25 protein-coding genes, 1 tRNA gene and 1 pseudogene are annotated in these 25,759 nt (G+C 62.6%); 15 read left to right on the forward strand and 12 right to left on the reverse strand.

The window, feature by feature from the left end; genetic code table 11:
- Nucleotides 1-29: 29 nt before the first annotated feature.
- Nucleotides 30-1,743, reverse strand: a pseudogene (locus tag PRJ_RS20100) (DEAD/DEAH box helicase).
- Nucleotides 1,744-2,060: 317 nt separating this feature from the next.
- Entirely contained in the window at nucleotides 2,061-2,816 is a 756-nt protein-coding gene (locus PRJ_RS20105; protein WP_010952896.1) for a spermidine synthase, read from the reverse strand.
- A 116-nt stretch (nucleotides 2,817-2,932) separates the two neighbouring features.
- Between PRJ_RS20105 and PRJ_RS20110 the strand changes: the two genes are divergently transcribed.
- A complete protein-coding gene (locus tag PRJ_RS20110; protein ID WP_010952895.1) occupies nucleotides 2,933-4,279 on the forward strand; it encodes a class II 3-deoxy-7-phosphoheptulonate synthase in 1,347 nt (448 codons plus the stop codon).
- A 786-nt stretch (nucleotides 4,280-5,065) separates the two neighbouring features.
- Here PRJ_RS20110 and PRJ_RS20120 read toward each other — a convergent pair.
- Nucleotides 5,066-5,284: a DUF1127 domain-containing protein gene (locus PRJ_RS20120; protein WP_014591954.1), complete on the reverse strand. Its 219-nt coding sequence runs from the start codon at nucleotides 5,282-5,284 to the stop codon at nucleotides 5,066-5,068.
- A gap of 96 nt (nucleotides 5,285-5,380) precedes the next feature.
- On the opposite strand from PRJ_RS20120, the gene PRJ_RS20125 reads away from it, so the two are divergent.
- Nucleotides 5,381-6,232: a LysR substrate-binding domain-containing protein gene (locus PRJ_RS20125; RefSeq protein WP_003252879.1), complete on the forward strand. Its 852-nt coding sequence runs from the start codon at nucleotides 5,381-5,383 to the stop codon at nucleotides 6,230-6,232.
- A 28-nt stretch (nucleotides 6,233-6,260) separates the two neighbouring features.
- Here the strand turns inward: PRJ_RS20125 and PRJ_RS20130 are convergent, their stop codons facing one another.
- On the reverse strand, nucleotides 6,261-7,010 hold the full coding sequence (locus PRJ_RS20130) for a sulfite exporter TauE/SafE family protein (protein ID WP_104962906.1): 750 nt from the start codon (nucleotides 7,008-7,010) through the stop codon (nucleotides 6,261-6,263).
- A 113-nt stretch (nucleotides 7,011-7,123) separates the two neighbouring features.
- Here PRJ_RS20130 and PRJ_RS20135 point away from each other — a divergent pair, with 113 nt between their 5' ends.
- The 3 genes from PRJ_RS20135 (at nucleotide 7,124) to PRJ_RS20145 (ending at nucleotide 9,160) form a co-directional block, all read left to right on the forward strand.
- Nucleotides 7,124-8,077, forward strand: a complete 954-nt coding sequence (locus tag PRJ_RS20135; protein ID WP_104962297.1) for a LysR family transcriptional regulator — start codon at nucleotides 7,124-7,126, stop codon at nucleotides 8,075-8,077.
- 58 nt (nucleotides 8,078-8,135) lie between these two features.
- Nucleotides 8,136-8,591 carry a MarR family winged helix-turn-helix transcriptional regulator gene (locus PRJ_RS20140; protein WP_104962298.1) on the forward strand — a complete coding sequence of 152 codons (456 nt, stop codon included), beginning with the start codon at nucleotides 8,136-8,138 and terminating at the stop codon, nucleotides 8,589-8,591.
- Between the two features lie 140 nt (nucleotides 8,592-8,731).
- Nucleotides 8,732-9,160, forward strand: coding sequence for an organic hydroperoxide resistance protein (locus tag PRJ_RS20145; protein ID WP_104962299.1), 429 nt, complete (start codon nucleotides 8,732-8,734; stop codon nucleotides 9,158-9,160).
- Between the two features lie 222 nt (nucleotides 9,161-9,382).
- Here the strand turns inward: PRJ_RS20145 and efp are convergent, their stop codons facing one another.
- Nucleotides 9,383-9,952 (reverse strand): elongation factor P, encoded by a 570-nt coding sequence (gene efp, locus PRJ_RS20155; RefSeq protein ID WP_003252871.1) that lies wholly within the window; start codon nucleotides 9,950-9,952, stop codon nucleotides 9,383-9,385.
- A gap of 48 nt (nucleotides 9,953-10,000) precedes the next feature.
- Entirely contained in the window at nucleotides 10,001-11,134 is a 1,134-nt protein-coding gene (gene earP / locus PRJ_RS20160) for an elongation factor P maturation arginine rhamnosyltransferase EarP (RefSeq protein ID WP_104962300.1), read from the reverse strand.
- A gap of 129 nt (nucleotides 11,135-11,263) precedes the next feature.
- Here earP and PRJ_RS20165 point away from each other — a divergent pair, with 129 nt between their 5' ends.
- Together PRJ_RS20165 and PRJ_RS20170 are read left to right on the forward strand one after the other, a co-directional pair.
- Complete coding sequence (locus PRJ_RS20165) at nucleotides 11,264-11,662, forward strand: hypothetical protein (protein WP_020193656.1); 399 nt, start codon at nucleotides 11,264-11,266, stop codon at nucleotides 11,660-11,662.
- Between the two features lie 2 nt (nucleotides 11,663-11,664).
- Nucleotides 11,665-12,135: a GreA/GreB family elongation factor gene (locus PRJ_RS20170; protein ID WP_104962301.1), complete on the forward strand. Its 471-nt coding sequence runs from the start codon at nucleotides 11,665-11,667 to the stop codon at nucleotides 12,133-12,135.
- Nucleotides 12,136-12,249: 114 nt separating this feature from the next.
- On the opposite strand, the gene PRJ_RS20175 is transcribed toward PRJ_RS20170, so the two are convergent.
- Nucleotides 12,250-13,188 (reverse strand): LysR family transcriptional regulator, encoded by a 939-nt coding sequence (locus tag PRJ_RS20175; protein WP_104962302.1) that lies wholly within the window; start codon nucleotides 13,186-13,188, stop codon nucleotides 12,250-12,252.
- A 118-nt stretch (nucleotides 13,189-13,306) separates the two neighbouring features.
- Between PRJ_RS20175 and PRJ_RS20180 the strand changes: the two genes are divergently transcribed.
- Nucleotides 13,307-14,056 carry a 3-oxoacyl-ACP reductase family protein gene (locus tag PRJ_RS20180; RefSeq protein WP_064490987.1) on the forward strand — a complete coding sequence of 250 codons (750 nt, stop codon included), beginning with the start codon at nucleotides 13,307-13,309 and terminating at the stop codon, nucleotides 14,054-14,056.
- 39 nt (nucleotides 14,057-14,095) lie between these two features.
- On the opposite strand, the gene PRJ_RS20185 is transcribed toward PRJ_RS20180, so the two are convergent.
- Nucleotides 14,096-14,980, reverse strand: coding sequence for a LysR family transcriptional regulator (locus tag PRJ_RS20185; RefSeq protein WP_104962303.1), 885 nt, complete (start codon nucleotides 14,978-14,980; stop codon nucleotides 14,096-14,098).
- Nucleotides 14,981-15,086: 106 nt separating this feature from the next.
- Between PRJ_RS20185 and PRJ_RS20190 the strand changes: the two genes are divergently transcribed.
- The 3 genes from PRJ_RS20190 (at nucleotide 15,087) to PRJ_RS20200 (ending at nucleotide 19,232) form a co-directional block, all read left to right on the forward strand.
- The gene (locus PRJ_RS20190; protein ID WP_054889472.1) at nucleotides 15,087-16,274 is read left to right on the forward strand and encodes an MFS transporter; all 1,188 of its coding nucleotides are present in this window, start codon (nucleotides 15,087-15,089) and stop codon (nucleotides 16,272-16,274) included.
- A gap of 214 nt (nucleotides 16,275-16,488) precedes the next feature.
- Nucleotides 16,489-16,869 (forward strand): hypothetical protein, encoded by a 381-nt coding sequence (locus tag PRJ_RS20195; protein WP_012053335.1) that lies wholly within the window; start codon nucleotides 16,489-16,491, stop codon nucleotides 16,867-16,869.
- Between the two features lie 230 nt (nucleotides 16,870-17,099).
- Complete coding sequence (locus PRJ_RS20200) at nucleotides 17,100-19,232, forward strand: TonB-dependent siderophore receptor (RefSeq protein ID WP_104962304.1); 2,133 nt, start codon at nucleotides 17,100-17,102, stop codon at nucleotides 19,230-19,232.
- 337 nt (nucleotides 19,233-19,569) lie between these two features.
- Here the strand turns inward: PRJ_RS20200 and PRJ_RS20210 are convergent.
- Nucleotides 19,570-19,659: transfer RNA gene (locus PRJ_RS20210), tRNA-Ser, on the reverse strand.
- Nucleotides 19,660-19,857: 198 nt separating this feature from the next.
- On the opposite strand from PRJ_RS20210, the gene PRJ_RS20215 reads away from it, so the two are divergent.
- The 3 genes from PRJ_RS20215 to PRJ_RS20225 all read left to right on the forward strand — a co-directional run bounded on the left by PRJ_RS20215 (nucleotide 19,858) and on the right by PRJ_RS20225 (nucleotide 22,421).
- Nucleotides 19,858-20,547: a crotonase/enoyl-CoA hydratase family protein gene (locus tag PRJ_RS20215; RefSeq protein WP_076403568.1), complete on the forward strand. Its 690-nt coding sequence runs from the start codon at nucleotides 19,858-19,860 to the stop codon at nucleotides 20,545-20,547.
- A 120-nt stretch (nucleotides 20,548-20,667) separates the two neighbouring features.
- A complete protein-coding gene (locus PRJ_RS20220; RefSeq protein WP_104962305.1) occupies nucleotides 20,668-21,381 on the forward strand; it encodes a 1-acyl-sn-glycerol-3-phosphate acyltransferase in 714 nt (237 codons plus the stop codon).
- 68 nt (nucleotides 21,382-21,449) lie between these two features.
- On the forward strand, nucleotides 21,450-22,421 hold the full coding sequence (locus PRJ_RS20225) for a magnesium and cobalt transport protein CorA (RefSeq protein WP_003252830.1): 972 nt from the start codon (nucleotides 21,450-21,452) through the stop codon (nucleotides 22,419-22,421).
- A 101-nt stretch (nucleotides 22,422-22,522) separates the two neighbouring features.
- On the opposite strand, the gene PRJ_RS20230 is transcribed toward PRJ_RS20225, so the two are convergent.
- Complete coding sequence (locus PRJ_RS20230) at nucleotides 22,523-23,257, reverse strand: amidotransferase (protein WP_010952873.1); 735 nt, start codon at nucleotides 23,255-23,257, stop codon at nucleotides 22,523-22,525.
- A 529-nt stretch (nucleotides 23,258-23,786) separates the two neighbouring features.
- Between PRJ_RS20230 and PRJ_RS20235 the strand changes: the two genes are divergently transcribed.
- The gene (locus PRJ_RS20235; RefSeq protein WP_104962306.1) at nucleotides 23,787-24,587 is read left to right on the forward strand and encodes a cytochrome c; all 801 of its coding nucleotides are present in this window, start codon (nucleotides 23,787-23,789) and stop codon (nucleotides 24,585-24,587) included.
- A gap of 264 nt (nucleotides 24,588-24,851) precedes the next feature.
- Here the strand turns inward: PRJ_RS20235 and PRJ_RS20240 are convergent, their stop codons facing one another.
- A complete protein-coding gene (locus tag PRJ_RS20240; RefSeq protein WP_003252824.1) occupies nucleotides 24,852-25,184 on the reverse strand; it encodes a ribonuclease E inhibitor RraB in 333 nt (110 codons plus the stop codon).
- Nucleotides 25,185-25,361: 177 nt separating this feature from the next.
- Complete coding sequence (locus PRJ_RS20245; protein ID WP_020192211.1) at nucleotides 25,362-25,598, reverse strand: hypothetical protein; 237 nt, start codon at nucleotides 25,596-25,598, stop codon at nucleotides 25,362-25,364.
- Between the last annotated feature and the right edge of the window lie 161 nt (nucleotides 25,599-25,759).

A 25,759-nucleotide genomic window follows, 5' to 3' on the forward strand; every position in this document is an offset into this window, starting at 1 on the left:
AAGCCGGGGATTTTTTCGTTACGCCAGGATCAATCCTCGCGGTAGCGACGCAGCTTCAGCTGCTTGCCAGCCACGCGGGTGTCCTTGAGCTTGGACAGCAGCTTCTCGAGGCCGTCTTCCGGCAGCTCGACCAGGCTGAAGCTGTCGCGCACCTGGATGCGGCCGATAGCGTCACGCGCCAGGCCACCTTCGTTGAGGATCGCACCCAGCAGGTTCTTGGCAGCGATGCCATCACGGGCACCCAGGGCGGTACGGCAACGCACGCGGCCTTCTGCCAACGGCAGCGGTGCACGGCGCTCACGGTCACCACGGTCAGGACGCTCGCCACGCTCACCGCGCTCGGTACGCTCACCACGCGGGGCGAAGCTCGGCACCAGCGGCTGCTCACGCTCTACCGCCGCCAGGTCCAGCGCTTGGCCATTGGTGGCCTTGCGCAGCAGGGCCGAAGCCAGGGCACGCGCGCTGCAACCCAGGTCGGTGGTCAGGCGGTCGAACAGCTCGCCGTGGGTAGCTTCTGCTTCGGCTACCAGCGGCGCCAGGCTCGAGGTCAGCTTCTTGATGCGGGCATCCAGCACGGCCTGGGCATTCGGCAGGCGCGCTTCGGCAACCTTCTGCCCGGTAACACGCTCGATCACCTGCAGCATGCGGCGCTCACGCGGGGTAACCAGCAACAGTGCACGGCCATCGCGACCGGCACGGCCAGTACGGCCGATACGGTGTACGTAGGACTCCGGGTCGTACGGCATGTCAACGTTGAACACGTGAGTGATGCGCGGTACGTCCAGGCCACGGGCAGCGACGTCGGTGGCGACGACGATGTCCAGGCGGCCATCCTTGAGCGAGTCGATCACGCGCTCACGCTGGTTCTGGGCGATATCGCCGTTCAGTGCAGCAGCCTTGTAGCCTTTGGCTTCAAGCGCGGCGGCCAGGTCCAGGGTGGCTTGCTTGGTACGCACGAAGGCGATCAGCGCGTCGAACTCTTCCACTTCCAGCAGACGCAGCACAGCCGGGATCTTCTGGTCCGCGTGGACCATCAGGTGGGCCTGCTCGATCGCGGTAACGGTCTGGGTCTTGGTCTGGATCTTGACGTGCTTGGGTTCACGCAGGTGACGCTCGGCGATCGAACGGATCGACGACGGCAGGGTTGCGGAGAACAGTACGGTCTGACGAGTAGCCGGGATTGCGTCGAAGATCACTTCGAGGTCGTCCATGAAGCCCAGCTTCAGCATCTCGTCGGCTTCGTCCAGTACCAGGTACTGTACGGTCGACAAGACTTTTTCGTCACGACGCAGGTGGTCGCACAGACGGCCCGGGGTGGCCACGACGATTTGCGCGCCGTTGCGGATCGCACGTAGCTGTGGGCCCATCGGGGCACCACCGTAGACGGCGACAACGTTCACGCCCGGCATCTGCTTGGCGTAGGTTTCGAAAGCGGTAGCAACTTGCAGCGCCAACTCACGGGTTGGCGCCAGGATCAGGGCTTGCGGTTCGCGCTTGCTCACATCGATCTTGTTCAGGATCGGCAGGGCGAAGGCAGCGGTTTTGCCGGTGCCAGTCTGCGCCTGGCCGATCATGTCGTGACCGGCGAGGATGATCGGGATCGATTGTTGCTGAATGGCGGACGGCTCTTCGTAGCCGGTAGCCACAACGGCAGCAACAATGTTCGGGTTAAGATCGAGAGCGGCGAAGCCGCCGGTTTCCTGGGTCATGGGTCTGCCTCTAGGTGCATCCGCAAAGACCCATGCTCCAAAGCTGCACATGCCTTGAAAGACCGTCAGGTCACCCAGGCAGCTTTGGCGGCGGGGATTTGCGAAAACGATTGAAAAAGAAAACTTGGGAAGGTCCGCCTAGCGGACGCGCAGCCGAAGCTGGACTCGGAGGATTTGCACCACCTGATTTTGAGGTCCGCTAAAAGACCGGCGCGTACTATACCTGAAATAGTCGCGTACGTGAGGAAAATTTTCATGGAGGCAGGGCCAGTATCGGGCCATCGCGCACGACAGGCTGAATCGATAATCCCCTGAAGCCTTACGCGCTCGGTGTCGGCGCGCGTCCGCCATTCAGGTAGCCGGCCGAATCTCGCGGATCAGTCCGTCGAGGCTGTACCCCAAACGCGGCGCCAGCGCCTCGGCCCGGGCTCTCAAACCGTCCAGGTCCAGCGACTGCTCCAGGTCTGCCGGCACCAGCAGAATCACATTGCCCTCCTTCACAGGCAGTTCCCAATAATGCCGGTGGTACAACCCCCGCAGCAACGCCGCGCCCAGCGGCCTGCCATCATCGGTGGCCCACTGGTTGATCACCAGCCAGCCGCCCGGGTTCAGGTGCTGCTGGCAGTTCTCCAGGAAGTTCCACGCCAGGTGCCCGACCCCAGGACCATGGTCGGTGTACAAGTCAACGAACAGCAGGTCGGCCTTCTCTGCCGTGGGCAGCAGCTCCAGGGCATCGCCGATGCGCACATACAGCCGCGGGTCGTCATCCAGGCCCAGGTAATCCATGGCCAGGCGCGGCACATCCGGGCGCAGCTCAATGGCCTCGATGTCCTCCAGCGGCAGGAACTTCATGCAGGCCTGGGTCAGCGTGCCGGCGCCCAGGCCCAGAAACAGTGCGCTCTCCGGCGATTCGTGGCACAGCGCCCCCACCAGCATGGCGCGGGTGTAGTCGTACTCCAGCCAGCTGGGGTCGGCGGTGAACACGCAGCTTTGCTCGATCGCATCGCCGAATTCCAGAAAGCGGTAGTCGTCTACTTCGTACACGCTGATGACGCCAAACGCATCTTCCACGCGTGCCAGCAGCCGCTCTTGCCGTTCCGCCGTCATGTCCACCACCCACCTGCGCAAAAACGCGCATTGTCCGCCAACACCCTTGATGCAACAAGCGCAGCGCCAACTGTTACCATGGCTCATAGCCTACAACCGACAAGACCGAGCCCAAGATGAACCAACCGTGGAGCCCCGACAGCTGGCGCGCCCTGCCGATCCAGCAGCAACCGACCTACCCCGATGCCGCGCACCTGCTGAAGGTTGAACAGACCCTGGCCAGCTACCCGCCGCTGGTGTTCGCGGGTGAGGCGCGCGAGCTGCGCCGGCAGTTCGCCGAGGTCACCGAAGGCCGTGCCTTCCTGCTTCAGGGCGGCGATTGCGCCGAGAGCTTCGCCGAGTTCTCGGCTGCAAAAATCCGCGACACCTTCAAGGTGTTGCTGCAAATGGCCATTGTCATGACCTTTGCCGCCGGCTGCCCGGTGGTGAAAGTGGGGCGTATGGCCGGGCAGTTCGCCAAACCGCGCTCATCTGGCGATGAAACCATCGGCGACGTCACCCTCCCCGCCTACCGTGGCGACATCGTCAACGGCATCGGTTTCGACGCCAAAAGCCGCATTCCGGACCCGGAGCGGCTGCTGCAGGCCTACCACCAGGCCACCGCCAGCCTCAACTTGCTGCGTGCGTTCGCCCAGGGCGGGTTTGCCGACCTGCATCAGGTGCACAAGTGGAACCTGGACTTCATCGCCAACTCGGCGCTGGCCGACAAGTACCACCAGTTGGCCAATCGCATCGATGAAACCCTGGCGTTCATGCGTGCCTGTGGCCTGGACAGTGCGCCGCAACTGCGCGAAACCAGCTTCTTTACGGCTCACGAAGCGCTGCTGCTGAACTATGAAGAAGCCTTCGTGCGCCAGGACAGCCTGACTGGCGACTACTACGACTGCTCGGCGCACATGCTGTGGATTGGCGACCGCACCCGCCAGCTCGATGGGGCTCATGTGGAGTTCCTGCGTGGCGTGCACAACCCGATTGGGGTAAAGGTTGGCCCGAGCATGAACCCCGAAGAGCTGATCCGCCTGATCGACACGCTCAACCCGGCGAACGACCCGGGGCGTTTGAACCTGATCGTGCGCATGGGCGCGGGCAAGGTTGGCGACCACTTGCCGGGGCTGATCCGCACTGTCGAGCGCGAGGGGCGCAAGGTGCTGTGGAGTTCCGATCCGATGCACGGCAACACCATCAAGGCCAGCAGCGGTTACAAGACCCGCGATTTTGCGCAGATTCTGGATGAGGTGAAGCAGTTCTTCCAGGTACACCAGGCCGAGGGCAGCCATGCCGGCGGTATCCATATCGAGATGACTGGGCAGAACGTCACCGAATGCATCGGCGGTGCCCGGCCGATCACCGAGGATGCGTTGTCTGACCGGTATCACACCCATTGTGATCCGCGGATGAATGCTGATCAGTCGCTGGAGTTGGCATTCCTGATTGCCGAAACCCTCAAGCAAGTGCGGCGCTGAGCGCTTTTCGCTTTTCGCTTTTCGCTTTTCGCTTTTGATCTTGCTTCTAAGCGCGCGGTAGTCCAGGCGACGCAGATTGCGACTTCAGGAGGCCGAGTGGAGGCCTTGCGGAGGGAGATGACGGGCATGGATGCCCGTCAAGCGCTGAGGCCCCATGGATGGGGCCTGCAGCGCGTGCTCCCGGGAGCAAGGCCGGAGCGAGGGGACCCCGGAGCGCAGCGTAGGGGCCGGATGATGGGAGCCGACGGTTTTTGGTCCCTTTTTGCCACGACAAAAAGGGACCCGCCGTAAGGGCGGAAAGGTGAGTTGGCGTCGCCATCGCAAACGGACTGTACGCCCGATCAGAACCAGCGCTTAAGCTTTGAGCTTTTGAGCTTTTGAGCTTTTGAGCTTTTGGGCCTTTGGGTTGTGCGCTTTCACATCAAGTAGACATTCATTCACGATGTAGGCGCCTATTCACCTTTCCGCCCTTCCGGCGGGTTACTTTGGTCGTGGCCAAAGTAACCAAAACCGTCGGCTCCCATCATCCGGCCCCTACGCTGCGCTCCGGGGTCCCCTCGCTCCGGGCTTGCTCCCGGGAGGACCGCGCTGCAGGCCCCATCCTGGGGCCCAGCGCTTGACGGGCATCCATGCCCGTCACCTCCCTCCGCAAGCCCTGCGCTCGGCCTCCTGAAGTCGCAATCTGCGTCGCCTGAACTACCGCGCGCTTAGAAGCAAAAGCCAAAGCAAGAGCTGGAGCTGGAGCTGGAGCTGGAGCTGGAGCTGGAGCGACTGCCACGCCTGGCATCACTTCCTCAGTGGATCATCCCAGAAATGCCGCTCGGCCTCTTGCTGGATATCCGCCCGACTCAACCCCAAGTCGCGCAAAGTTGCATCACTGAGACTGGCCAGTTCCTGACGCTGACGGTACAACTCCAGCCAACGCGCCGGACGCTGCAAGGCCGCATGCCACAGGTAGCTCAGGGAAAAGGCAGGTTGCTGGATGCTGCTGACATGACCTTTCATCGTGAAGCCCTCCGTGTTGATGGCCTCAGTCTCACGCCAGGCATAAGATCAATCCAACGAATGTTTCTGATGCGATGCATCTCGGAGATTGATGCAATGTCCCAGTACCAGAGCCTCGACGCGGACGTCCTGCGCACCTTCGTCGCCATTGCCGAGCAAGGCGGCTTTACCCGCGCTGGCGAAGTGGTCAACCGCACCCAGTCAGCGGTCAGCATGCAGATGAAACGCCTGGAAGAAGACATTCTGCAGCGCCAGCTATTCGAACGTGATGGCCGTCAGGTGCGGCTGACCGCCGAAGGCCAGGTACTGCTGGGGTATGCCCGGCGCATTCTCAAGTTGCATGGCGAAGTGTTCAACACCCTGCGCATGCCCCACATGGTTGGGCTGGTGCGCATCGGCACACCAGACGACTACGCCATGCGCTTCCTGCCGACCATCTTGTCGAGCTTTGCCCAAGCCTACCCGCTGGTGCAGGTGGAAGTGCATTGCGATTCATCCAAGCAGCTGATGCTGCGCCAGGATCTGGACCTGACCATCGTCACCCGCGAGCCCGGCAACGAGATTGGCCAGTTGCTGCGCCAGGAACGCCTGGTGTGGGCCGCGGCAGAAGGCTTTTGCCCACACGAACAGCGGCCGATGCCGGTGGCTCTGTTCAACACCGACTGCTTCTGTCGCGCCTGGACCTGCAATGCGCTGGAGGCACAGGGCATCGATTACCGTATTGCCTACACCAGCCCGAGCCTGGCGGCGATCTTTGCCATCGTCACCGCCGGGCTGGCAGTGACCGCGCAGCTGCAGAGCCTGATCGGGGGCAACATCCGCATACTGGGTGAGAGCGAAGGGCTGCCGCAGTTGCCGATGGCCAATGTAATGCTGGTGCGCAGTACACAGACCCCCTCGCCAATCACCGACTGCATGGCCGACTACATCGTTGAGGGTTTCAAGTGATCGGGGGCCGAAAAACGGCCCCAACCTCTCAAAGCTCAAACCCCAGCATCACCGCACAGACCACCAGAAACACACAGAACATCGCCCGCAATACCTTCTCCGGCAACGCGTGGGCCAGCTTCACGCCCCAGCTGATGCTGAGCAAGCCACCCACCGCCAAGGGAATCCCAACCCCCCAGTCAACGCTATGGTGCACGCCATAGGTCACCAGCGTTACCAAGGTACTCGGCGCCGCCAGCGCCAGTGACAGCCCCTGCGCCACCACCTGAGTAGCGCCAAACACACTGGTCAGGATCGGCGTGGCTACCACGGCCCCACCCACCCCGAACAAGCCGCCCATGGTGCCGGCAAAGCTGCCCAGCACACCCAGCCACGGCCAGGCATGACGCAGCTCGGCACTCGGCGGCGACACCTTCATGAACATCCGCACCACGTTCCACGCCGCCAGCGCCACCAGAAAGCCGACAAAACCCAGGCGCATGGAATGCGCATCAAGCCCCACCGCCCAGATCGATCCCAGCCAGGCGAACAAGAAGCTGCACGCCGACAGCGGCAACGCATGGCGCAACGCGATGCGGTTGCGCTGGTGATACCGCCACAGCGCCAGCAGCACGTTCGGCACCACCATCACCAACGCCGTCCCCTGCGCCAACTGCTGGTCCAGGCCAAACAGCACGCCCAGCGCCGGAATCGCAATCAGCCCGCCGCCTATGCCAAACAAGCCCCCCATGGTGCCTAGGGCTGCGCCCAGCACGATATACAACAACCACTCGATCATCAGGGCCTCGTCCGCCTGTACCAATAATGCGAGCATGCTAACGATTGTGCGCTGGCGGGGAAACGCACAGCAGCGCACAATGGCTGTGCGTTTTTCGCAAAAGCAAGGCAGCCATGAGCCCCGATACCCTGACCGACCAATTGAGCCTGTTCCTCGATGTGCTGGAAACCGGCAGCTTTTCTGCCGCCGCCCGTCGCCACCCGCTGACCCCGTCTGCGGTAGCACGGCGCATCGACAACCTGGAAAGCGCCGTCGGCAGCCGCCTGTTCACTCGCAGCACCCACGCGGTGCGGGCCACGCCTGCAGGCAACGCTTTTGCCGAGCGGGCCAGGCGCATCATCGAGGAGTTGCGCCTGGCCCGGGCTGAAGCGGTGTCACTGAGCAATGCCCCGGAAGGCCTGATCCGCATCGACGCCCCTGCCGCGTTTGGCCGCCGCCACCTGGCCCCGGCCATTGCCGACTTCCTGGTGGCCTACCCGGGCCTGGACGTGCAACTGCGGTTGATCGACAGCTTCGTCGACCTGCAGGGCAGCCACCTGGGCGAGGTCGACCTGGTGCTGCGCGCCGGCCCCTTGGCCGACACCCGTCTGGTCGCCACGCCGCTCGCCTACATGGTACGCATCGCCTGCGCCAGCCCCACCTACCTGGCCAGCCGCGGCATCCCCACCTGCCCCAGCGAACTGCCCGGGCATGACGGGCTGGACTGGGATGGCCTGGCGCCGCCGTTCGCCTGGCGCTTCAGTGTGGCCGGGCAAACCCGCCTGTACCGCCCCGCGCGCATGCGCATGGCCGCCAACAACGCCGAGACCTTGTTGTTCGGCACCCTCGCCGGCCTGGGGATAGCCCACCTTCCCACTTGGCTGATCAGTGAATACCTGCTGCGCGGCGAGCTGATCCCGTTGTTCTGCGACGGCGGCTTGCCTGAAGCGGAGACCAGCGGCATTTACGCGCTACGCCTGGCACATGAAACGAACTCTCGCAGCCGTTTGCTGCTCGAATTCCTCAAGAGCCGCTTCAGCCCGATTCCACCCTGGGACCTGGCCTTGCGCAGTGAACTGCGCGATTAATTCGCGCACTGATGATCAGCGTGCCAGAATTTTCCATTGATGACTTTCAAGGACCTGCATGAACGCCGACACCCAAGCCTCCTGTGACGAGCTGCTGCTGGACAACCAGGTCTGTTTCGCCCTGCACTCCACCTCGTTGCTGATGACCAAGGTCTACAAACCGCTGCTGCAGGCGCTGGGCCTGACCTACCCGCAATACCTTGCCATGCTCGTACTCTGGGAGCGTGACGGCCTGACCGTGGGCGAAATCAGCCAGCACCTGCTGACCGACCCGGGCTCGCTGACCCCGCTGCTCAAGCGCCTGGAAAGCGAAGGCCTGTTGCAGCGTAACCGCAGCCGCGAAGATGAACGGGTAGTGATGGTGCAACTGACCGACAAGGGCCGCGCCCTGCAACAGCGGGCCAAAGAGGTGCCGCAATGCATTCTCAAGGCCAGCGGGCGCAGCCTGGAGCAGCTGCAGCAACTGCAAGCCGACCTGCTGATCCTGCGCGACAACCTGCAAAAAAACCTCTGAGCGCTATGCTGTGAGATGGCCGTTCAGATGAACGGTGATGATTTATCTTGCGCGCTAACTAATTGCGCGCTAATTTAAATCCCACACCAACCCCCGCCCTCCTGCAAACGGGAGTGCACAGCACATTAGCGAGGCTCAAGATGCAAAAGGTCACTCCGCTGTACATCGCAGAAGCAACCTCCACCGGTGGGCGCGACGGCAAATCCCGCTCCAGCGACGGCAAGCTGGAAGTCAAGCTCAGCACCCCCAAAGAACTGGGCGGCGCGGGCGGTGACGGCACCAACCCCGAGCAGATGTTCGCCGCTGGTTACTCGGCCTGCTTCATCGGCGCCTTGAAGTTCGTGGCCGGGCAAGAGAAGAAAGCCCTGCCGGCAGATTCCTCGATCACCGCCAAGGTGGGCATCGGCCAGATCCCGGGCGGTTTCGGCCTGGACATCGACCTGCACATCAACCTGCCGGGCCTGGCCCAAGCCGATGCCGAAGGGCTGGTGGAAAAGGCGCACCAGGTGTGCCCGTACTCCAATGCCACCCGCGGTAATGTGGATGTGCGCCTGCACGTAACCGTCTAAGGCGCAAAGGCTTGCGCGATCCCCTGTGGGTGGGTTTACCCGCGAAGAATACACCGCGGTGGATGGCACGGGCTTCGCCCGTGTTCGCGGGCAAGCCCGCTCCCACACGGATCTGCGCCAGCTTTTAGAAATTGAGCACGACAGTTGCACCCACAAAAGCACGAGCACACAGGTATAAAAAAACCCGGCTTGCGCCGGGTTTTTTGCGTCTCGCAAGAAGCATTACTTCTTGGAACGGCCTTTGAAGCTGTTGTCGCGAGTGTCGATGTCGATCCACTCGTCGATCTGGATGAAGTCGGCAACCGAGATCTCGGTACCGTTCGCCAGCTTGGCAGGCTTCATGACTTTGCCGGAGGTGTCACCGCGAGCAGCGTTCTCGGTGTAGACAACTTTACGGCTGATGGTGGTCGGCAGCTCAACCGACACCAGACGGCCTTCGAAGAACACGGCTTCGCAGACGTCTTCCATGCCTTCTTCGATGTACGGCAGAACGGCTTCGATGTCCTCGGCGTTCAGCTCGTACATGGTGTAGTCGGTGGTGTCCATGAAGGTGTACTCGTCACCATTGATGAACGACAGGGTCGCTTCTTTGCGATCCAGGATCACGTCGTCCAGCTTGTCGTCCGCACCGTATACGGTTTCGGTCTTGTAGCCGGTCAGCAGGTTCTTCAGCTTGGTCTTCATGATCGCGCTGTTACGGCCCGACTTGGTGAACTCAGCTTTTTGAACCAGCCACGGGTCGTTGTCGATCCGCAGGACGGTACCGGGTTTCAGTTCTTTACCAGTTTTCATTACGAAGTATCCGAATCTGGATGGATTTATAAAAATCGAGGCCGCGTATCATAGCGAATTTCGGTAAAAGTGTACTAGCGCTGTGGCAAGGTCCGGCTGAGCGGCCTGTCGCGCCCCCCAAAGGCGGGCATGCTGCTGCAGTTCCGGCCAATGCTGGCGGGCCGCCCGCCAGGCCTGGCCCATGTCGAAATCCATGTTCCAGGCACGCCACAGGCCCAGCAGGGCTGTATCGGCATCGTCTGACAGGCCGCAGCGATAATGCGCGAGGAACGCTTCGAGCTTTTCCCAATGGGCATTCTCGTCCTGCACATAGATGTGCCACAGCATCGGCTGCCCCGCCCACTGCGCACGCACGAACGAGTCTTCGCCACGCACGGCATTGAAATCACAGCTCCATAACAGCCGGTCGAAGTCGTCCTGGCTGACGAAAGGCAGCACCTGAACGGTCAGCGCCCCGCGGGTGCGCACATCACCCACGTGCAGCGGGCCCTCGCCCAACCACTGGCTGAGCCCCGCGACGACGCGCCCTTGCGGGACCAACAGGTGGCAAGGCTGGTCAGCCGTGGCCAGGGCATCAAGCCAGTTGCCCAGCTGCGGGTTTTCATAGGCAAATAGCGAGATCAGCAGCGCACCCGGCACAAGGTCTACACCAAGCCCCTGCAAAAAGGCACGGCGCGCCTCCGCCGACTGCTGGAACGCGTCACGCCGGGCCAGCAGCGAACCTTCGCGCAGCAAACCACCCGTTTTGTCGGTAAAGCCCGGGAAGAAAAATACCTTGCGCAAACCGTTGGGCTGCGGCGAAGGCAACCCGTGGCAACCCTCCACCCAGTCCTCGGCACTCAGGTACTCGAGGTTGAGCCAGAGCGGCGGCTGCGGGCGGGCACGCATGGCCTCGACATAGGCTGCGGGCAACTGGCAGGCGAATGCGCCGATCACCACATCGGCCGGCGCCACCGGCAACCACGCTGCCGGCCAGTGGCGTACATCCACACCGTGCTGCCACTGTTGCGCCGCCGTGGCATCGGCGCCAGGGCACATGGGCGTGAAAGCGTTGAGGTCATCCACCCACAGGCGCACCGCCAGGCCGTGCTCGGCCACCAACTGCCGGGCCAGGCGCCAGGTCACGCCGATATCGCCGTAGTTGTCGACGACGCTGCAGAAGATGTCCCAGGTGGCTTTCATGCGCCCCTCCCGTGCTGGTGCAAAAAACGCGAATTCTGCGCATAAATTGGCGCTGACAAAAGCACCTGCGCAGAAAAATGCCCAAGCGCATGCGACAATGCCCCCCTACCACGCTGCCAGGAGGCTGCCATGCCGCGCCACCGTGAATTGAAGATCACCCTCAAGCCGTTGCCGTTGATCATGTGCGTTGCCTTGGGCCTGTGGCTAGGCGCCATGGCCATTGCCGCGAGCCTGTGGCTGGCCCAGCAGTTGTGGCCACAGCAGGTGCAACCTCTGGCCCAGGTTGTAGCCCCGCATGCAGACCGCCCCGTTGCAACGCCTGCACCGGCCACTGCCCAGGATGCCCAGGCCGAGATGTTCGAACGCTACAAGGACATCCTGCACAAACAGGAGCTGCAACAGGCCGCCGATGCCGCCCAAGGCAACCCGCGCAACCTCAACAGCCCCAAGTGCCAGTTCTGGCTGCAGCAAAACCGTACCGCGCCCACCGAAAAAAGCCAGGCCAACGTGCTGGAGTTCTGTTACTGACCATGGACAAGCCCCACCTGCTGGCGCTGATTGTCGCCACCCTCGAGCATGACCTGGACGTGCTGACCCGCGCGGCGCAAACCGCCTACGAGGCCGCCACCGCCGAAGAGAACATCGCCGAGAACAAGTACGACACGCTTGGCCTGGAGGCCTCGTACCTGGCCACCGGCCAGGCGCGCCGCAGTGCCGAGATCCGCCAGGCGCTGGTGATCTACCAGCAGTTGCTGCTGCGTGATTACGACCCGGCGCGCGGTGTGCAGGTAAGCAACCTGGTGACCCTGGAAAATGAAGATGGCGGGCAGCGCCGGCTGTTTCTCGGGCCTGAGGCAGCGGGGTTGAAGATTGGCGAGGGTGACGGGCTGGTGACGGTGATTACCCCGCGTTCGCCGCTGGGGCAGCTGTTGCTGGGCAAGCGGGTGGATGACGAGGTGAGCCTGGGGGCGCAGGTATCGTTCATTGTCGATGTTGTCTGAACCGGCCTCTTCGCGGGCACGCCCGCTCCCACAAGGACCCCACTGTCTTCAGGGCTGTGATATCCCTGTGGGTGCGGGCGGGCCCGCGAAAAGTCCGGCACAGGCAATAATTCTCTAAAGGGCCTGCAGGGCATCGAACCGCCCCACCAGCCCCTGCTCGGCAAACTGCTCCACCACAAAATCGATGAACGCCCGGGTCTTGCCCGGCAACAGCTTGTGCTCGGCGAAATACAGGCTGATATGCCCATCGTCCACATACCAGTCCGGCAACACCCGCAGCAGCCGCCCGGCCAGCAAGTAGGGCACGGCAAACGGCAGGCTCACCAGGGCAATGCCCAGCCCCTGCTCGGCCACCGCGCACGCCGCGTCCGAATCGCTCATGGTCATCGCCTGGCGCAATTGCAGCGGCTGTTGCGCCTGCCAACGGCTGGTCAACGGCCACGAGCGCACCCGCCCGGTCTGCGGTGACCGCACCAGGATGCCGTCATGGCGTTGCAGCACCTGCGGGTCTTCTATCGGCGCGTGCCGCTGCAGATAGGCCGGCGCCGCCACCAACACCCGGTGCGCCGGGGTCAGCTTGCGCGCCACCACCCCTGGCGGCAGTTCGAAACCACCGCCAATCGCTGCATCGAAGCCCTGGCCGATCAGGTCGACCTGGCGGTTGTCGAAATGCCAATCCGGGGTAATCGCCGGGTATCGGCGCAAGAATTCCCCCAGCAACGGCAGCACATACAAACGCCCGAACACCGTGCCCATGCTCACCCGTAACGACCCGGCCGGCTGGCCTTCTGCACTGGCCAGGTTGGCCACGGCGTACTGAATGGTGCGAAAGCTGTCACTGACCTCGCCGAGAAAACGCTGCCCCGCTTCGGTCAAGGTCAGCTTGCGGGTACTACGCTGGAACAACCGCACACCCAGGCGCGCTTCCAGCTGCGCAACGTGCTTGCCCACGGCAGCCGGGGTAAGGCTCAGGCGCCTGGCGGCTTCGGCAAAACTGCCGACCTCGGCACTGCGGATGAAGCATTCCAACGCGCTGAATGATTCCATGGCCATGATTAGCAACCAAAGGTTTACTCTGCTGATAGTGATTACCATCTTATCAGTAGGCAATTGAGCGCCGATACTGTGCCCATCCAAGGCATTTCGGCCTGGCTTCCAGCAGGAGAACAGCATGTCCAAGCAACTTACACTCGAAGGTAAAGTGGCCCTTGTTCAGGGCGGTTCCCGAGGCATTGGCGCAGCTATCGTAAGGCGCCTGGCCCGCGAAGGCGCGCAAGTGGCCTTCACCTATGTCAGCTCTGCCGGCCCGGCTGAAGAACTGGCTCGGGAAATTACCGAGAACGGTGGCAAAGCCTTGGCCCTGCGGGCTGACAGCGCTGATGCCGCGGCCGTGCAGCTGGCGGTTGATGACACCGTGAAGGCCTTGGGCCGGCTGGATATCCTGGTCAACAACGCCGGTGTGCTGGCAGTGGCGCCGGTGACAGAGTTCGACCTGGCCGACTTCGATCATATGCTGGCCGTGAACGTACGCAGCGTGTTCGTCGCCAGCCAGGCCGCGGCACGCTATATGGGCCAGGGCGGTCGTATCATCAACATTGGCAGCACCAACGCCGAGCGCATGCCGTTTGCCGGTGGTGCACCGTACGCCATGAGCAAGTCGGCACTGGTTGGCCTGACCCGCGGCATGGCACGCGACCTCGGGCCGCAGGGCATTACCGTGAACAACGTGCAGCCCGGCCCGGTGGACACCGACATGAACCCGGCCAGTGGCGAGTTTGCCGAGAGCCTGATTCCGCTGATGGCCATTGGGCGATATGGCGAGCCGGAGGAGATTGCCAGCTTCGTGGCTTACCTGGCAGGGCCTGAAGCCGGGTATATCACCGGGGCCAGCCTGACGGTGGATGGTGGGTTTGCAGCCTGATTGAACGCTTGCCTGTGCCGCGACAGCGCCGGCACAGGCTTAGCCTTTCTTTGCCCCCAGGCACTGTTCCATCACCTCCAGAAAAGCCCGGGCAGCCGGTGTGGGGCTGGACGACCACACCGCATACAAGTGCCGCACCGGCGCATCCACCAACCGCGCCACGGCCACCCCTTCGATGCCCTGAGCCACCCGCTCGGGCACCAGGCCGACGGCCATGCCCCGCTGAACGAATTTCTCTACCAGACGAACATGCCCGATCTCGAACTGCACCCTGCGCTGCAACCCCACCGCCTGAAACGCCTCGTCAGTCTGTCGTCGCGCCCCGGTGCCTTCGGGGAAATCCACCAACACTTCGCCTGCCAGGTCAGCCAGCGCCAGTTGTGCCCTGCCCGCCAGGCGATGCCCCAACGGCAACACCGCCACCAGTTCTTCCCTGGCCAGCAACCGATGCTGCACCCCCTGCACTACTTCGCCCTGCCACAGCCCGATAAAGCCGACGTCCAGGCGCCGCTCGAGTACGTCAGCGATCAGCAATTCGCTCTTGGCCGTGAGCCAGCGCACATCCACATCCGGATAACGACCGTGGAACACCGCCAACAGGTCGACCAGATCCAGCGCGGTGAGCGAGCTGATTTCACCAATCGCCAGCCGCCCGCGCACCTGGCCGCAGGCCGCCGCCACGTCATCGGCAATGCGCCGGGCCGCTTCCACCGCGGGCCGCGCGCTGAGCACAAAGGCTTCCCCCGCAGGTGTCAGGCGCACCCGTCGCGAACTACGCTCGAACAGGCTCACACCCAGCTGCGCCTCCAGCCGCGCCACCTGATGGCTAAGGGCCGACTGCACCACATGGCAGCGCTCCGCCGCGCGGGTAAAACTGCCGGTGTCGGCCACGGCAAGGGCATATTCGAGCTGCTTGAGGTTCATCGATCTATCTGCTTTCAAGATGAATAAACTGAAAACTATACATTGGTGTCATGCCTGACACTTGCTGATAATCATCACTACACACCACTGCCCCCACGAGAATTGCATGCACACCCCCACTCTCAGCCGCGCCTTGATCCTGCTGATGGCTACCGCCACAGGCCTGGCCGTGGCCAGCAACTATTACGCCCAACCGCTGCTACACAGCATCGCCCAGCAGTTTGGCTTGAGCACCGCCAGCGCCGGCAGCATCGTGATTGCCGCGCAGCTCAGCTATGGCGCCGGCCTGTTGCTGCTGGCACCGCTGGGCGACCTGTTCGAGCAGCGCCGGCTGATTACCGTGATGACCGTTGTCTCCACCCTGGGCCTGGTCATCAGCGCCTGTGCACCCAGCCTGCCCTGGCTGCTGCTCGGCACGGCGCTGACCGGGCTGTTCTCGGTGGTGGCACAGATCCTCGTGCCGATGGCAGCGACCCTGAGCGAGCCGCATCAGCGTGGGCGCGCGGTCGGCACACTGATGAGCGGCCTGCTGCTGGGCATCCTGCTGGCGCGTACTGCTGCCGGCTTCATGGCCGAGCTGGGTGGCTGGCGCAGTATCTACGTGCTGGCCGCAGTGCTGATGGCAGTTACCGCCGTGGCGCTGTACCGCAGCCTGCCACAGCACCACAGCCACGCCGGGCTGAAATACCCGGCGCTGATCGGCTCCGTGTTCCGTCTGTTCATCGAAGAGCCCGTGCTGCGCCTGCGCTCGCTGCTCGGTCTGTTGGCATTCAGCCTGTTCGCCCTGTTCTGGACCCCACTGGCGTTTCTGCTGGCGAAAGGCCCCTACCACTATTCGGATGCAGTGATCGGCCTGTTCGGCCTGGCCGGTGCGGCGGGTGCATTGTCGGCCAACTGGGCCGGGCGCCTGGCAGACCGTGGCAAGGGCGCGCTGGGTACCACCGTGGGCCTGGTGGTGTTGCTGCTGTCGTGGGTGCCGCTGGGATTTGCCGAACAGTCGCTGCTCGCCTTGCTGCTGGGCGTGCTGATGCTCGACCTGGCGGTACAACTGGTGCATGTGAGCAACCAGAACGCAGTGATCGCCCTGCGGCCCGAGGCACGCACGCGGCTGAATGCCGGTTATATCACCTGCTACTTCATTGGCGGGGCGCTTGGGTCGTTGCTGGGCACGCAGCTGTTCCAGCGCCAGGGCTGGATGGGCATCGTGGTGGCGGGGCTGGTGATTGGCGGGCTGGCGTTGCTGGCCTGGGGATGGGCCGAACGCAAGCGCAAGAACACCTTGCAGGTGGCCTGAAAATGCTTGCTGGATTCTTCGCGGGCACGCCCGCTCCCACAGGTGCCTCACAAACCTCAGGGCAGTGATACGCCTGTGGGTACGAGCATGCCCGCGAAGAGGCCAGCCATGGCGACAAAGTACCGCACTACCCTCCGTCGCAATGCCGTTGACTTGCCTGCCGGGGCAGCGCTCAGTAAGCGCTGGAATGCCCTTTCCCTGACAGGATGAATTTATGACAAGACTCACGGTACAGTCCGGCGATTTCTTGCAAGGTGAAGGCGAGTATCGCAATGGATCGCTCACACTCAAGACCGCGCGCAGCCCCTCACCCGGTGAGCGGATTTCCCTGGCACGCATCAGCGACTTGCGGCTGGCCAGCCTGGAAACCAACCGCAGCCTTGGCAGCGCCTTGGGCTGGGGCGTGGCCGGCGCCCTGGTGGCAGGGCCAGTAGGGCTGCTGGCCGGGCTGTGGTTGGGTGGCAAGGAAGAAGAAGCGACCTTTCTGGCCACCTTCAAGGATGGACGCAAGTTGATGGCCATTACCGATGGCAAGACCTGGTCGAAGATCGATGACAACTGGCGGCAGCACAAGCGGCCGATCAGGACAGGCTGACTGAATACACCGGGCCTGGATCGTTTTATGTGGAAGGCGGCTGGTAAGATGCCGCCTTTTTCATGGCCTGTGCCGGCCTCTTCGCGGGTAAACCCGCTCCTACACGGGTGTCACCACCTGGTGTATCACCAACCGGTACATCATAAACCGATGTACCACCACCCGGTGTAGGAGCGGGTTTACCCGCGAAAGGGCCGGCACAGGTATCGCGCATCCAGGAGCCCCACCGCATGCCCCCGCATCACCCCCGCCTGCCCCTGAGCCTGCTCAGCCTGGGCCTGGCCCTGCAGTGCCCCTCTGTGTTTGCCGAAGACAGCGTGATGCTGGCCCCGTTGCAGGTCTCCGACACCTACGCCAATGATGGCTACCAGGCACGCCAGGCCGCTGTGGGCGGCTTCCAGCCCGCGCCCCTGCTCGACACCCCCGCCTCTGTCAGCGTGTTCAGCCAGCAGTTGCTGGAAGACCGCCAGGTACGCAAGCTTAGCGAAGTGTTGCAAAGCGATGCCTCGGTCGGCGAAAGCTATGCACCCATCGGCTACTACGAAAACTTCAATGTGCGCGGCTTCGAGCTGAACGCCGCCAGTAGCTACCGCATCAATGGCCAGACCATTGCCGGAGAGCAGAACGTAGCCCTGGAAAACAAGCAGCAGGTGGAATTGCTCAAGGGCCTGTCCGGGCTGCAAGCCGGCGTGTCGGAGCCGGGCGGCTTGATCAACTATGTGACCAAGCGCGCCGAAGACATACGCAGCTTCACGGTATCGACCAACGAACAGGGCGAACGCTATCTGGCCACCGACCTTGGCGGCTGGTTCGGCAGCGAAAAGCAGTTCGGCCTGCGCGCCAACCTGGCCCATGAAGACATCCGCACCTACGTCGACCACGCTGACGGCAAGCGCGACTTCGCCTCGCTGGCATTCGACTGGCAGATCAACCCGGATGCCACCCTGCAGCTGGATGCCGAGTACCAGCATCGCGAACAGGCGTCGGTGCCGGGTTACCAACTGCTCGGAGGCACTGACGTGCCCCACGGCATCGACCCGGAAGACCGCCTGGCCTACCAGCATTGGGCAAAGCCCGTGCAGAACGACTCGCTGAACCTGGGTGGGCGCTTCGAATACCGCTTCAACGATACCTGGACCGGCACCGTGAGCGCCTCCCGCAGCAAAGTGGTGATCGACGACTACAGCGCGTTTGCCTGGGGTTCGAGCGAGGGGGCGTTTTTCGGCAGCAATGGCGACTACGACATCTATGACTTCCGCAGCCCCGACGATACCCGCCGTACAGACGAGGCGCAGGCCATGCTCAACGGGCACTTCGATGCGCTGGGGGTGGGGCACGAGCTGACCGTGGGTACCAGTGCGCAGCGACGCACACTGGATCAGCGCCCGTACTACAACGAGTGGCTTGGTACCGGCAACATCCATACCGGCGCCCCGGACCTCGATCCGTCCGACAAACCCGTCGGCGCCAGCGAACGCCGGCTCGACAGCCGCCAGTACGGCTTGTTCGTCAGCGACCGCATCAGCTTCAACGAGCAATGGCAGACCGTGCTGGGCGCCCGTGAAGTGCGCCTGGATGAAAAGACCTGGGACGAGAACGGCGTAGCCGGGCGCCATACCCGCCAATACGAGCTACTGCCCAACGCTGCGCTTATCTACAAACCGCAGCCGAACACCACGGTATACGCCAGCTACGCCAAGGGCCTGTCTGCCGGAGGCACGGCCCCCTGGTTCGCCAGCAATGCAGCTGAGATCCTTGCACCCACCACCTCCCGCCAATTGGAACTGGGCGTCAAGCACGACTGGCAAGGCCTGAGCCTGAGTGCCGCCCTGTTCCAGATCCGCCAGGCTTACCAGTACGCGCGCCCGGACGGCACCGGCAACTTCACCTACGTACAGCAAGGGCAGCAGAAGAATACCGGCCTGGAACTGGGCGCCAGCGGCCGGGTGACCCCGAACCTGCAGGTACAGGCCAGTGCGGCAGCCATTCGGGCGCGGGTGCAGAACAGCGGTACCGAAGCCTATGAAGGGCACCAGGCGATCAACGTGCCTAAATTCCGGGCGGCGCTGCATGCGGAATATACCCTGCCGGTTCCGGGGCTGGCGCTGCTGGGCGGTGCGCGGTATAGCGCCAGCAAGCATGCGAGCCAGGCGGGCAATGTTGAGGTTGGCGGGTATACCGTGTTCGACCTTGGCAGCCGCTACAGGACCCGTATTGCCGGGTATGACACGGTGCTGCGGCTGACGGTGGATAACGTGCTGGACAAGCGTTACTGGCGCGATGTGGGGGATTACCTGGGGGATAACTACCTGTTCCAGGGGGCACCGCGTACCGCTCGGCTTTCGGCTTCGATCAGCTTCTAGATTGCCGGGGCCGCTCTGCGGCCCTTTCGCGACACAAGGCCGCTCCCACAGGTGTGGACTGCTCCCAAGGGTTGGATTGGTGTCCAACTTCTTGGGGACAGTCCAGGAGTACCCCGATTGCCTGTGGGATCAACTGTCTTGCTCAATTTCTAAAAGCTGGCGCGATCCCTGTGGGAGCGGGCTTGCCCGCGAACACGGGCGAAGCCCGTGCCATCCACCACGGTGTTGGCTTCGCGGGCAAGCCCGCTTGTGTCGCGATGGGCTGCACAGCAGCCCCCAATGGCCCTGAAAACAAAAAGCCCCCGTGCTTTTCAGCGCGGGGGCTTTTTGTAGAATGTGGCGGTGAAGAAGGGATTTGAACCCTTGATACGATTTCTCGTATACACACTTTCCAGGCGTGCTCCTTCGACCACTCGGACACTTCACCGTTTCTCTTCAAGCCTTGCAGCCTGTCGTGGTGCGCTAATTTAGTGAAAGACTTTCCCTTTGGCAAGCATTTTTTTCAATTTTTTCATGTATTTGCACTTGGGCTGCCATGAGCACTGACCGACCAGTCAGCCTTGCTGCTTTACCTCGCCCTTGGCGCTGGGTAACGTCGTCGCCACGCCAACAAAAGGACTCTGCCATGAGCGAGCTGATTACCTACCACGCCGAAGACGGCATCGCCACCCTTACCCTGAACAACGGCAAGGTCAATGCCATCTCGCCGGACGTCATCACTGCCTTCAATGCAGCGCTGGACCGCGCTACCGAGGAGCGTGCAGTAGTGATCATCACCGGGCAACCGGGCATTCTGTCAGGCGGTTACGACCTCAAGGTGATGACCCGCGGCCCCCAAGAGGCCATCAGCCTGGTCACCGCCGGTTCCACCCTCGCCCGCCGGCTGCTGTCGCACCCGTTCCCGGTGGTGGTCGCCTGCCCCGGCAATGCCGTGGCCAAGGGCGCCTTCCTGCTGCTGTCGGCCGACTACCGCATTGGCGTCGAAGGGCCGTACAAGGTATGCCTGAACGAAGTGCAGATCGGCATGACCATGCACCACGCCGGCATTGAACTGGCCCGCGACCGCCTGCGCCGCTCGGCCTTCCACCGCTCGGTGATCAATGCCGAAGTGTTTGACCCGCAGGGTGCGGTGGATGCCGGCTTCCTCGACAAGGTGGTGCCGGCCGAGCAGTTGCAGGAAGCGGCAATGACCGCAGCGCGGGAGCTGAAGAAGCTGAACATGCTGGCGCATAAGAACACCAAGCTGAAAGTGCGCAAAGGGCTGCTGGAGGCGCTGGACAAGGCGATCGAACTGGATCAGCAGCATATGGGCTAGCCGCACGGGCCCTTTTCGCGGGCTTGCCCGCGAAAGGGCCGGAACAGGCCTGCACCAAGGTTTGCCCCAGCCAGTGCACACCCGTACACTGCACCGCGACCGTCTGGTGTGAGTCGTACCATGCTTTATTCATTGCGTATGTTCCTGCTGGGGCTGCATTTTCTTGCCGTTGGCACCGTGGGCCTGCTCATTGGCCTGTGCCGCCCCTTCAACCCTGACAACAGCCGCGTTTTCGCCCGGCTCTACAGCTTGCCGGCCACCTGGCTGATGCGCATCAAGGTCAAGGCCGAAGTCGGCCCATTGTGGGACCACCCGCCCGGCTGCGTGATCGTGGCCAACCACCAGTCCAACTTCGATCTGTTCGTGCTGGGCCAAGTGGTGCCGCAGCGCACCGTCGCCATCGGCAAGAAGAGCCTGGGCTGGATCCCGCTGTTCGGCCAACTGTTCTGGCTGGGCGGCAACGTGCTGGTCGACCGCAAGAATGCCTATCAGGCGCGCAGGGCCATACAGAAGACCACCCGGGTTCTGCAGGACGACACCTCGATCTGGATTTTCCCCGAAGGCACCCGCAATCCCGGCGAGCATCTGCTGGCCTTCAAGAAAGGCGCATTTCAAATGGCCATCGAGGCCGGTGTGCCGATCGTGCCGGTCTGCGTCAGCCGCTATGCCAGGCGCCTGAGCCTGAACAGCTGGCGCCAGCGCACGGTAATCGTGCGCTCGCTGCCGCCCATTGCCACGACGGGCATGACGCTGCAGGACCTGCCAGCGCTGATCGAGCAATGCCGTGGGCAAATGCAGCAGTGCATTGACCGCATGGAAAAAGAACTGGCCTGATCCGGGGTTGCTCTGGAGCCGGGTACAGCCCAAGCTGTATCCGTGTTCAAACGAATAAGCGGACAACCATGGGTCGAGTCGTGGCATCGGCGGTGTACAGCGCCGGCAGAAAGGTCACCAACATCAGCATCGACGAAGGCAGCGAGTGGGCGCGCAAGCCGGGGCATTTCGTGTGGATCGGCCTGGAAGAGCCCAATGCCGAAGAGCTGGCCAACCTGCAGTCGCAGTTCAACCTGCACGAACTGGCCATCGAAGATGCCCTGGAAAAACACAGCCGGCCCAAGCTGGAAACCTTCGGTGACGCGTTGTTCATCGTCACCTATTCGCCAGTGCGCCACGAAGGCAAGCTGGAATTCATCGAAACCCATATCTTCGCGGGCAACGGCTACATCATCACCTGCCGCAACGGCCACTCCAAATCCTACGCCATGGTCCGCCAGCGCTGCGAGGCTCGGCCCCTGCTGCTGGAACATGGCGAAGACTTCGTGCTGTACGCCCTGCTCGACTTCGTCACCGAGAACTACCAACCGGTCAGCGAGGCCATTCATGGCGAGATCGAAGCGCTGGAGGAAAGCGTACTGGGCGGCTCGCTGCGGGAAGACGACATCCGCCGCCTGCACAGCCTGCGCCGAGACATCCTGCGCCTGCGCCGCTACGTGGCACCCCTGGTTGAAGTGAGCGAAGAACTGCAGCGCCTGAGCTTCCCGTTCATCGACAAGAACATGCGCCCGTACTTTCGTGATGTGCAGATTCACGTGACGCGGCAGATGGAGGACTTGGCCGGTATACGCGACATTGCCAGCCAGACGATCGAGATCGGCATGCTGCTGGAGTCGTCACGGCAAAGCATCGTGCAGCGCAAATTCGCGGCCTGGGCGGCGATTCTGGCATTCCCTACGGCGATTGCCGGGGTTTACGGGATGAACTTCCAGAACATGCCGGAGCTGAGCTGGCACTACGGTTACTTCGCGGTACTGGGGGTGATTGTGACGGGGTGTGCCGGGTTGTATGCCAGCTTCAAGAAATCGGGTTGGCTTTGATGGCCTCTTCGCGGGCGCGCCCGCTCCCACAGGTCGCACACAATGCTGGAAATTGTGCATCACCTGTGGGAGCGGGCGTGCCCGCGAAGGGTTGCCACCGATTACGCGGCGCTGTCGCCGGCCTTTGACGGCTGCTGGATAAAGCGCAACATCCACTCCCCTACCAAATCACCCTGGTGCTCGGTGGCCAGGCTGGCGACGGCCTTGTGGTACACCTCGTCACCCAGGTATTCCTGGCGCGCATCGAGCAGTGCGCGGGAGTAGTCATGCACGAATTCCGGGTGGCCCTGGAAGCACAGCACCTGGTCGCGAATGTGGTACGCCGCATTCGGGCAGAAATCGCTGGAGGCGATCACCGTAGCGCCTTCCGGCAGTTCGGTCACCTGGTCCTGGTGACTGATCAGCAAGGTCAGCTCCGACACCTCCGGGTCCATCCACGGCGCATGCGCCGCCAACGAGTAGCGATGAATACCCACGCCCCAGCCTTGCTCAGCCCGCTCGGCCTTGCCACCCAGGGTCAAGGCCAGCAACTGGTGGCCAAAACACACGCCCAGCAGCTTTTCACCGCGCTCGTACAGCTTGAGCAGGTAGGCCTTTAGCGTCTGGATCCACGGGTCGGTACCGAACGAATCGGCCTTGCTGCCCGTCACAAGGTAGGCATCGAACTTTTCACTGTCGGCGGGATAGTCGCCGTGCATCACGTTGTACACACAAAATTCGGCGGCAATCGGCTGACGCGAGAAGAGCTGCTCGAACATCCTGCCGTAGCCCTGATATTGCGCCGTCAACTCCGGTCGCAGGACATCGGTTTCAAGGATGCAGATGCGTAACGACATAGGGGTAGTCCTGAACGACATGGGTGGGAATCTGCTGTAGAGACTGCCGCGAAAGGCACGTACAAGCAAGTAGGCTGCACTGACGAACGGTCACATTTCGTCGGCGCGTGCCGGGTAGTTGCGCCACTGTCTAGATAGAGCGTGCCAGCTAGATAGCACTTGGCCTCATAGCCAGAGGAATGGTTTTAGTGCACGGTTAGAACAAAGGGTTCTCAAATATGGATAACGCACACCCTACTGTTGAAGGTATATCCACTTTCAAGAGGCAAGCAGTCCGGCGCCATGCAACGCCACTGCGATCGACCCGAAGCGCGACGACAAGGAAGCCAACGGGTATTCAGGAATAACAACAAGAAGGCGGTCCGCCATGTTCAGACAATCGAAAATTCGCCAAGCCGGGCTCATTTTATTTGCCACCACGTTGCTATTGATCTTGCCGAACCTGACACGTTTGTTTGGCTGACGGCAGCGGTGGCGCCAACGGGCAACGCACAGGTAACCTGCTGGCCTTGATGGTCGGAGATTGCCTATGCGCCACTGCCTTGCCCTGCTAGCGTTGCTCCTGAGCCTGCCATTGTCGGCGGCGCAACTGCACCTTGAACTGGGCGCGACATCGCGCCAGTGGAGCAGCGCCGAACTGCTTGGCCACCCTGAGGCCCAGGACATCAGTATCGAGCAGGACGTATCCTACAAACGCCCCATGCACTATCGGGCAGTGCCGCTGGCCACGCTGCTGGAAGGTGTGAACGCCCGCGATCACCTGCAGGCCGTGGCGCTGGATGGCTTTGCCGCCGAAATGCCCGCTGCGGCATTGCTGCAGCCAGGGCCAGCACGGGCCTGGCTGGCCGTGGAAGACCCAGGCAAGCCGTGGCCGCCACTGGGTCAAGGCAAGCCAAGTGCCGGGCCGTTCTACCTGGTGTGGACTGCGCCGCAGGCCAGCGGCATCCGCCCTGAACAGTGGCCATTCCAAATTGCCACCCTTCGCAAGCTGGCCCCGGTGGACCAGCGGTTTCCTGCGCTGCTGCCCGACCCGAAGCTGCCGGCCGACAGCCCGGTGCGTCAGGGCTTTGCCCTGTTCCAGCAGAACTGCCTGGTGTGCCATCGGTTGAACGGTGCGGGGGATGGCCAGGTCGGGCCGGACTTGAATGTGCCGTATAACCCGACCGAGTATTTTCAGCCGGTTTATTTACGCAAGTTGATACGCGACCCGCAAAGCCTGCGGCAGTGGCCGCAGGCGAAGATGCCGGGGTTTGCCGAAAGTGTGTTGAGTGAACAGGAACTGGATGCGCTGTTGGCCTATTTGGGGCACATGGCAACGCGTAAGCCTTGAGGACCTCTTCGCGGGTAAACCCGCTCCTACACGGTGATGGACACACACCGGGGGTTGGACACACACCTGGGGTCGGACACAGACCGTCGTAGGAGCGGGTTCACCCGCGAAAGGGCCGGGCCTGCTGGCCAATATCCCTGGCCGTTCATCGTTGCCGCCGCCACCGTATTCGCGGGTGAACCCGCTCCTACAACGGCAGGTGGCGTCCACCATCCATCAATGTGTAGGCGCGGGTTAACCCGCGAAAGGGCCAACACAAAACTGTCAGGCCGTGAGCCGTTCGTGCTTGACGCCCCACCCTTCCACCTCACCCCCATACGGTGTCACCAACTGCTCGAAGGCCTCTTCAAAGTCGCCAATCCCGCCATGGGTGGCGTACATGACCTTGCTCAGTTCCAGGTGCCAGGCACCGTCGCCCAGCTCCTTCACCTGGGCATTGAGCGATTCCCCGCGAAACTGCCCGGCTGCACGACGGGCCCCTGCTTCGTCCGGGAATACGGCATAGAACTCGATGGGGTGGATCTGGGTGAAGTCGAAACCGCCTGCCTTCATCTGGCGCAGGACGTTGCTGCTGATATCGTCGTTCTGGCTGCTCATGAATCGTCCTCCTGAATAAAGCAATGGATAGACTTTCCGTGCACTACGCACCTGCCGGCAACGGCCGGGCAGTTCGAGCTGATGCAAGACGCGAATTATTGAGGCGGCGCCAACCCACAGAACAGGTAGGCCCTCCACCAGCGTAGCGCCTGCCAGGGCACCACGCAAACGTGTGGTTCAGGGTACTTCGTGAATGCTGGTGATGGTCACACCACTATGCTCTTTGAGCCAGCGTGCGGTCGGGGAGATGATACGGTCCTGGAAGTCGTTGAGGTCCAGCTCGTCCATCACCGGAAACAGGTGTGAGCGGATGGCCCGCGCAGCGTCTTCCTCGCTGGGGCAATGCTCGGCATGCAACAGCAATGCGGACGGTTCGCCCTTCTGGTCGGCAAAAATGACTTCCCACTCTTTCATTGAACGGACCCTCTCAGTCAACGAACACCAGGTGTGTGATGCCTGAATAACTGACCTTGGGGCGGGGATAATGTTCAGTCTGGGAAAATTGTGCGGGGCCCATTCGCGGGCTTGCCCGCTCCCACAGGGCCAGCACAAGGTTCACACCCTGTGCATGCCTG

Origin of the sequence: Pseudomonas sp. XWY-1 (assembly GCF_002953115.1) — a bacterium.
Lineage (GTDB): Bacteria > Pseudomonadota > Gammaproteobacteria > Pseudomonadales > Pseudomonadaceae > Aquipseudomonas > Aquipseudomonas alloputida.

Bases quoted from the DNA above. Each gene is read 5' to 3' on its own strand.
- PRJ_RS20240 (WP_003252824.1), bottom strand. From the start codon at position 25,184: ATGAGCAGCCAGAACGACGATATCAGCAGCAACGTCCTGCGCCAGATG.
- PRJ_RS20180 (WP_064490987.1), top strand. From the start codon at position 13,307: ATGTCCAAGCAACTTACACTCGAAGGTAAAGTGGCCCTTGTTCAGGGC.
- PRJ_RS20105 (WP_010952896.1), bottom strand. From the start codon at position 2,816: ATGACGGCGGAACGGCAAGAGCGGCTGCTGGCACGCGTGGAAGATGCG.
- PRJ_RS20165 (WP_020193656.1), top strand. From the start codon at position 11,264: ATGCCGCGCCACCGTGAATTGAAGATCACCCTCAAGCCGTTGCCGTTG.
- PRJ_RS20120 (WP_014591954.1), bottom strand. From the start codon at position 5,284: ATGAAAGGTCATGTCAGCAGCATCCAGCAACCTGCCTTTTCCCTGAGC.
- PRJ_RS20195 (WP_012053335.1), top strand. From the start codon at position 16,489: ATGACAAGACTCACGGTACAGTCCGGCGATTTCTTGCAAGGTGAAGGC.
- efp (WP_003252871.1), bottom strand. From the start codon at position 9,952: ATGAAAACTGGTAAAGAACTGAAACCCGGTACCGTCCTGCGGATCGAC.
- PRJ_RS20135 (WP_104962297.1), top strand. From the start codon at position 7,124: ATGAGCCCCGATACCCTGACCGACCAATTGAGCCTGTTCCTCGATGTG.
- PRJ_RS20220 (WP_104962305.1), top strand. From the start codon at position 20,668: ATGCTTTATTCATTGCGTATGTTCCTGCTGGGGCTGCATTTTCTTGCC.
- PRJ_RS20170 (WP_104962301.1), top strand. From the start codon at position 11,665: ATGGACAAGCCCCACCTGCTGGCGCTGATTGTCGCCACCCTCGAGCAT.
- PRJ_RS20190 (WP_054889472.1), top strand. From the start codon at position 15,087: ATGCACACCCCCACTCTCAGCCGCGCCTTGATCCTGCTGATGGCTACC.
- PRJ_RS20235 (WP_104962306.1), top strand. From the start codon at position 23,787: ATGCGCCACTGCCTTGCCCTGCTAGCGTTGCTCCTGAGCCTGCCATTG.
- PRJ_RS20225 (WP_003252830.1), top strand. From the start codon at position 21,450: ATGGGTCGAGTCGTGGCATCGGCGGTGTACAGCGCCGGCAGAAAGGTC.
- PRJ_RS20245 (WP_020192211.1), bottom strand. From the start codon at position 25,598: ATGAAAGAGTGGGAAGTCATTTTTGCCGACCAGAAGGGCGAACCGTCC.
- PRJ_RS20185 (WP_104962303.1), bottom strand. From the start codon at position 14,980: ATGAACCTCAAGCAGCTCGAATATGCCCTTGCCGTGGCCGACACCGGC.
- earP (WP_104962300.1), bottom strand. From the start codon at position 11,134: ATGAAAGCCACCTGGGACATCTTCTGCAGCGTCGTCGACAACTACGGC.
- PRJ_RS20125 (WP_003252879.1), top strand. From the start codon at position 5,381: ATGTCCCAGTACCAGAGCCTCGACGCGGACGTCCTGCGCACCTTCGTC.
- PRJ_RS20130 (WP_104962906.1), bottom strand. From the start codon at position 7,010: ATGATCGAGTGGTTGTTGTATATCGTGCTGGGCGCAGCCCTAGGCACC.
- PRJ_RS20230 (WP_010952873.1), bottom strand. From the start codon at position 23,257: ATGTCGTTACGCATCTGCATCCTTGAAACCGATGTCCTGCGACCGGAG.
- PRJ_RS20140 (WP_104962298.1), top strand. From the start codon at position 8,136: ATGAACGCCGACACCCAAGCCTCCTGTGACGAGCTGCTGCTGGACAAC.
- PRJ_RS20200 (WP_104962304.1), top strand. From the start codon at position 17,100: ATGCCCCCGCATCACCCCCGCCTGCCCCTGAGCCTGCTCAGCCTGGGC.
- PRJ_RS20175 (WP_104962302.1), bottom strand. From the start codon at position 13,188: ATGGCCATGGAATCATTCAGCGCGTTGGAATGCTTCATCCGCAGTGCC.
- PRJ_RS20110 (WP_010952895.1), top strand. From the start codon at position 2,933: ATGAACCAACCGTGGAGCCCCGACAGCTGGCGCGCCCTGCCGATCCAG.
- PRJ_RS20145 (WP_104962299.1), top strand. From the start codon at position 8,732: ATGCAAAAGGTCACTCCGCTGTACATCGCAGAAGCAACCTCCACCGGT.
- PRJ_RS20215 (WP_076403568.1), top strand. From the start codon at position 19,858: ATGAGCGAGCTGATTACCTACCACGCCGAAGACGGCATCGCCACCCTT.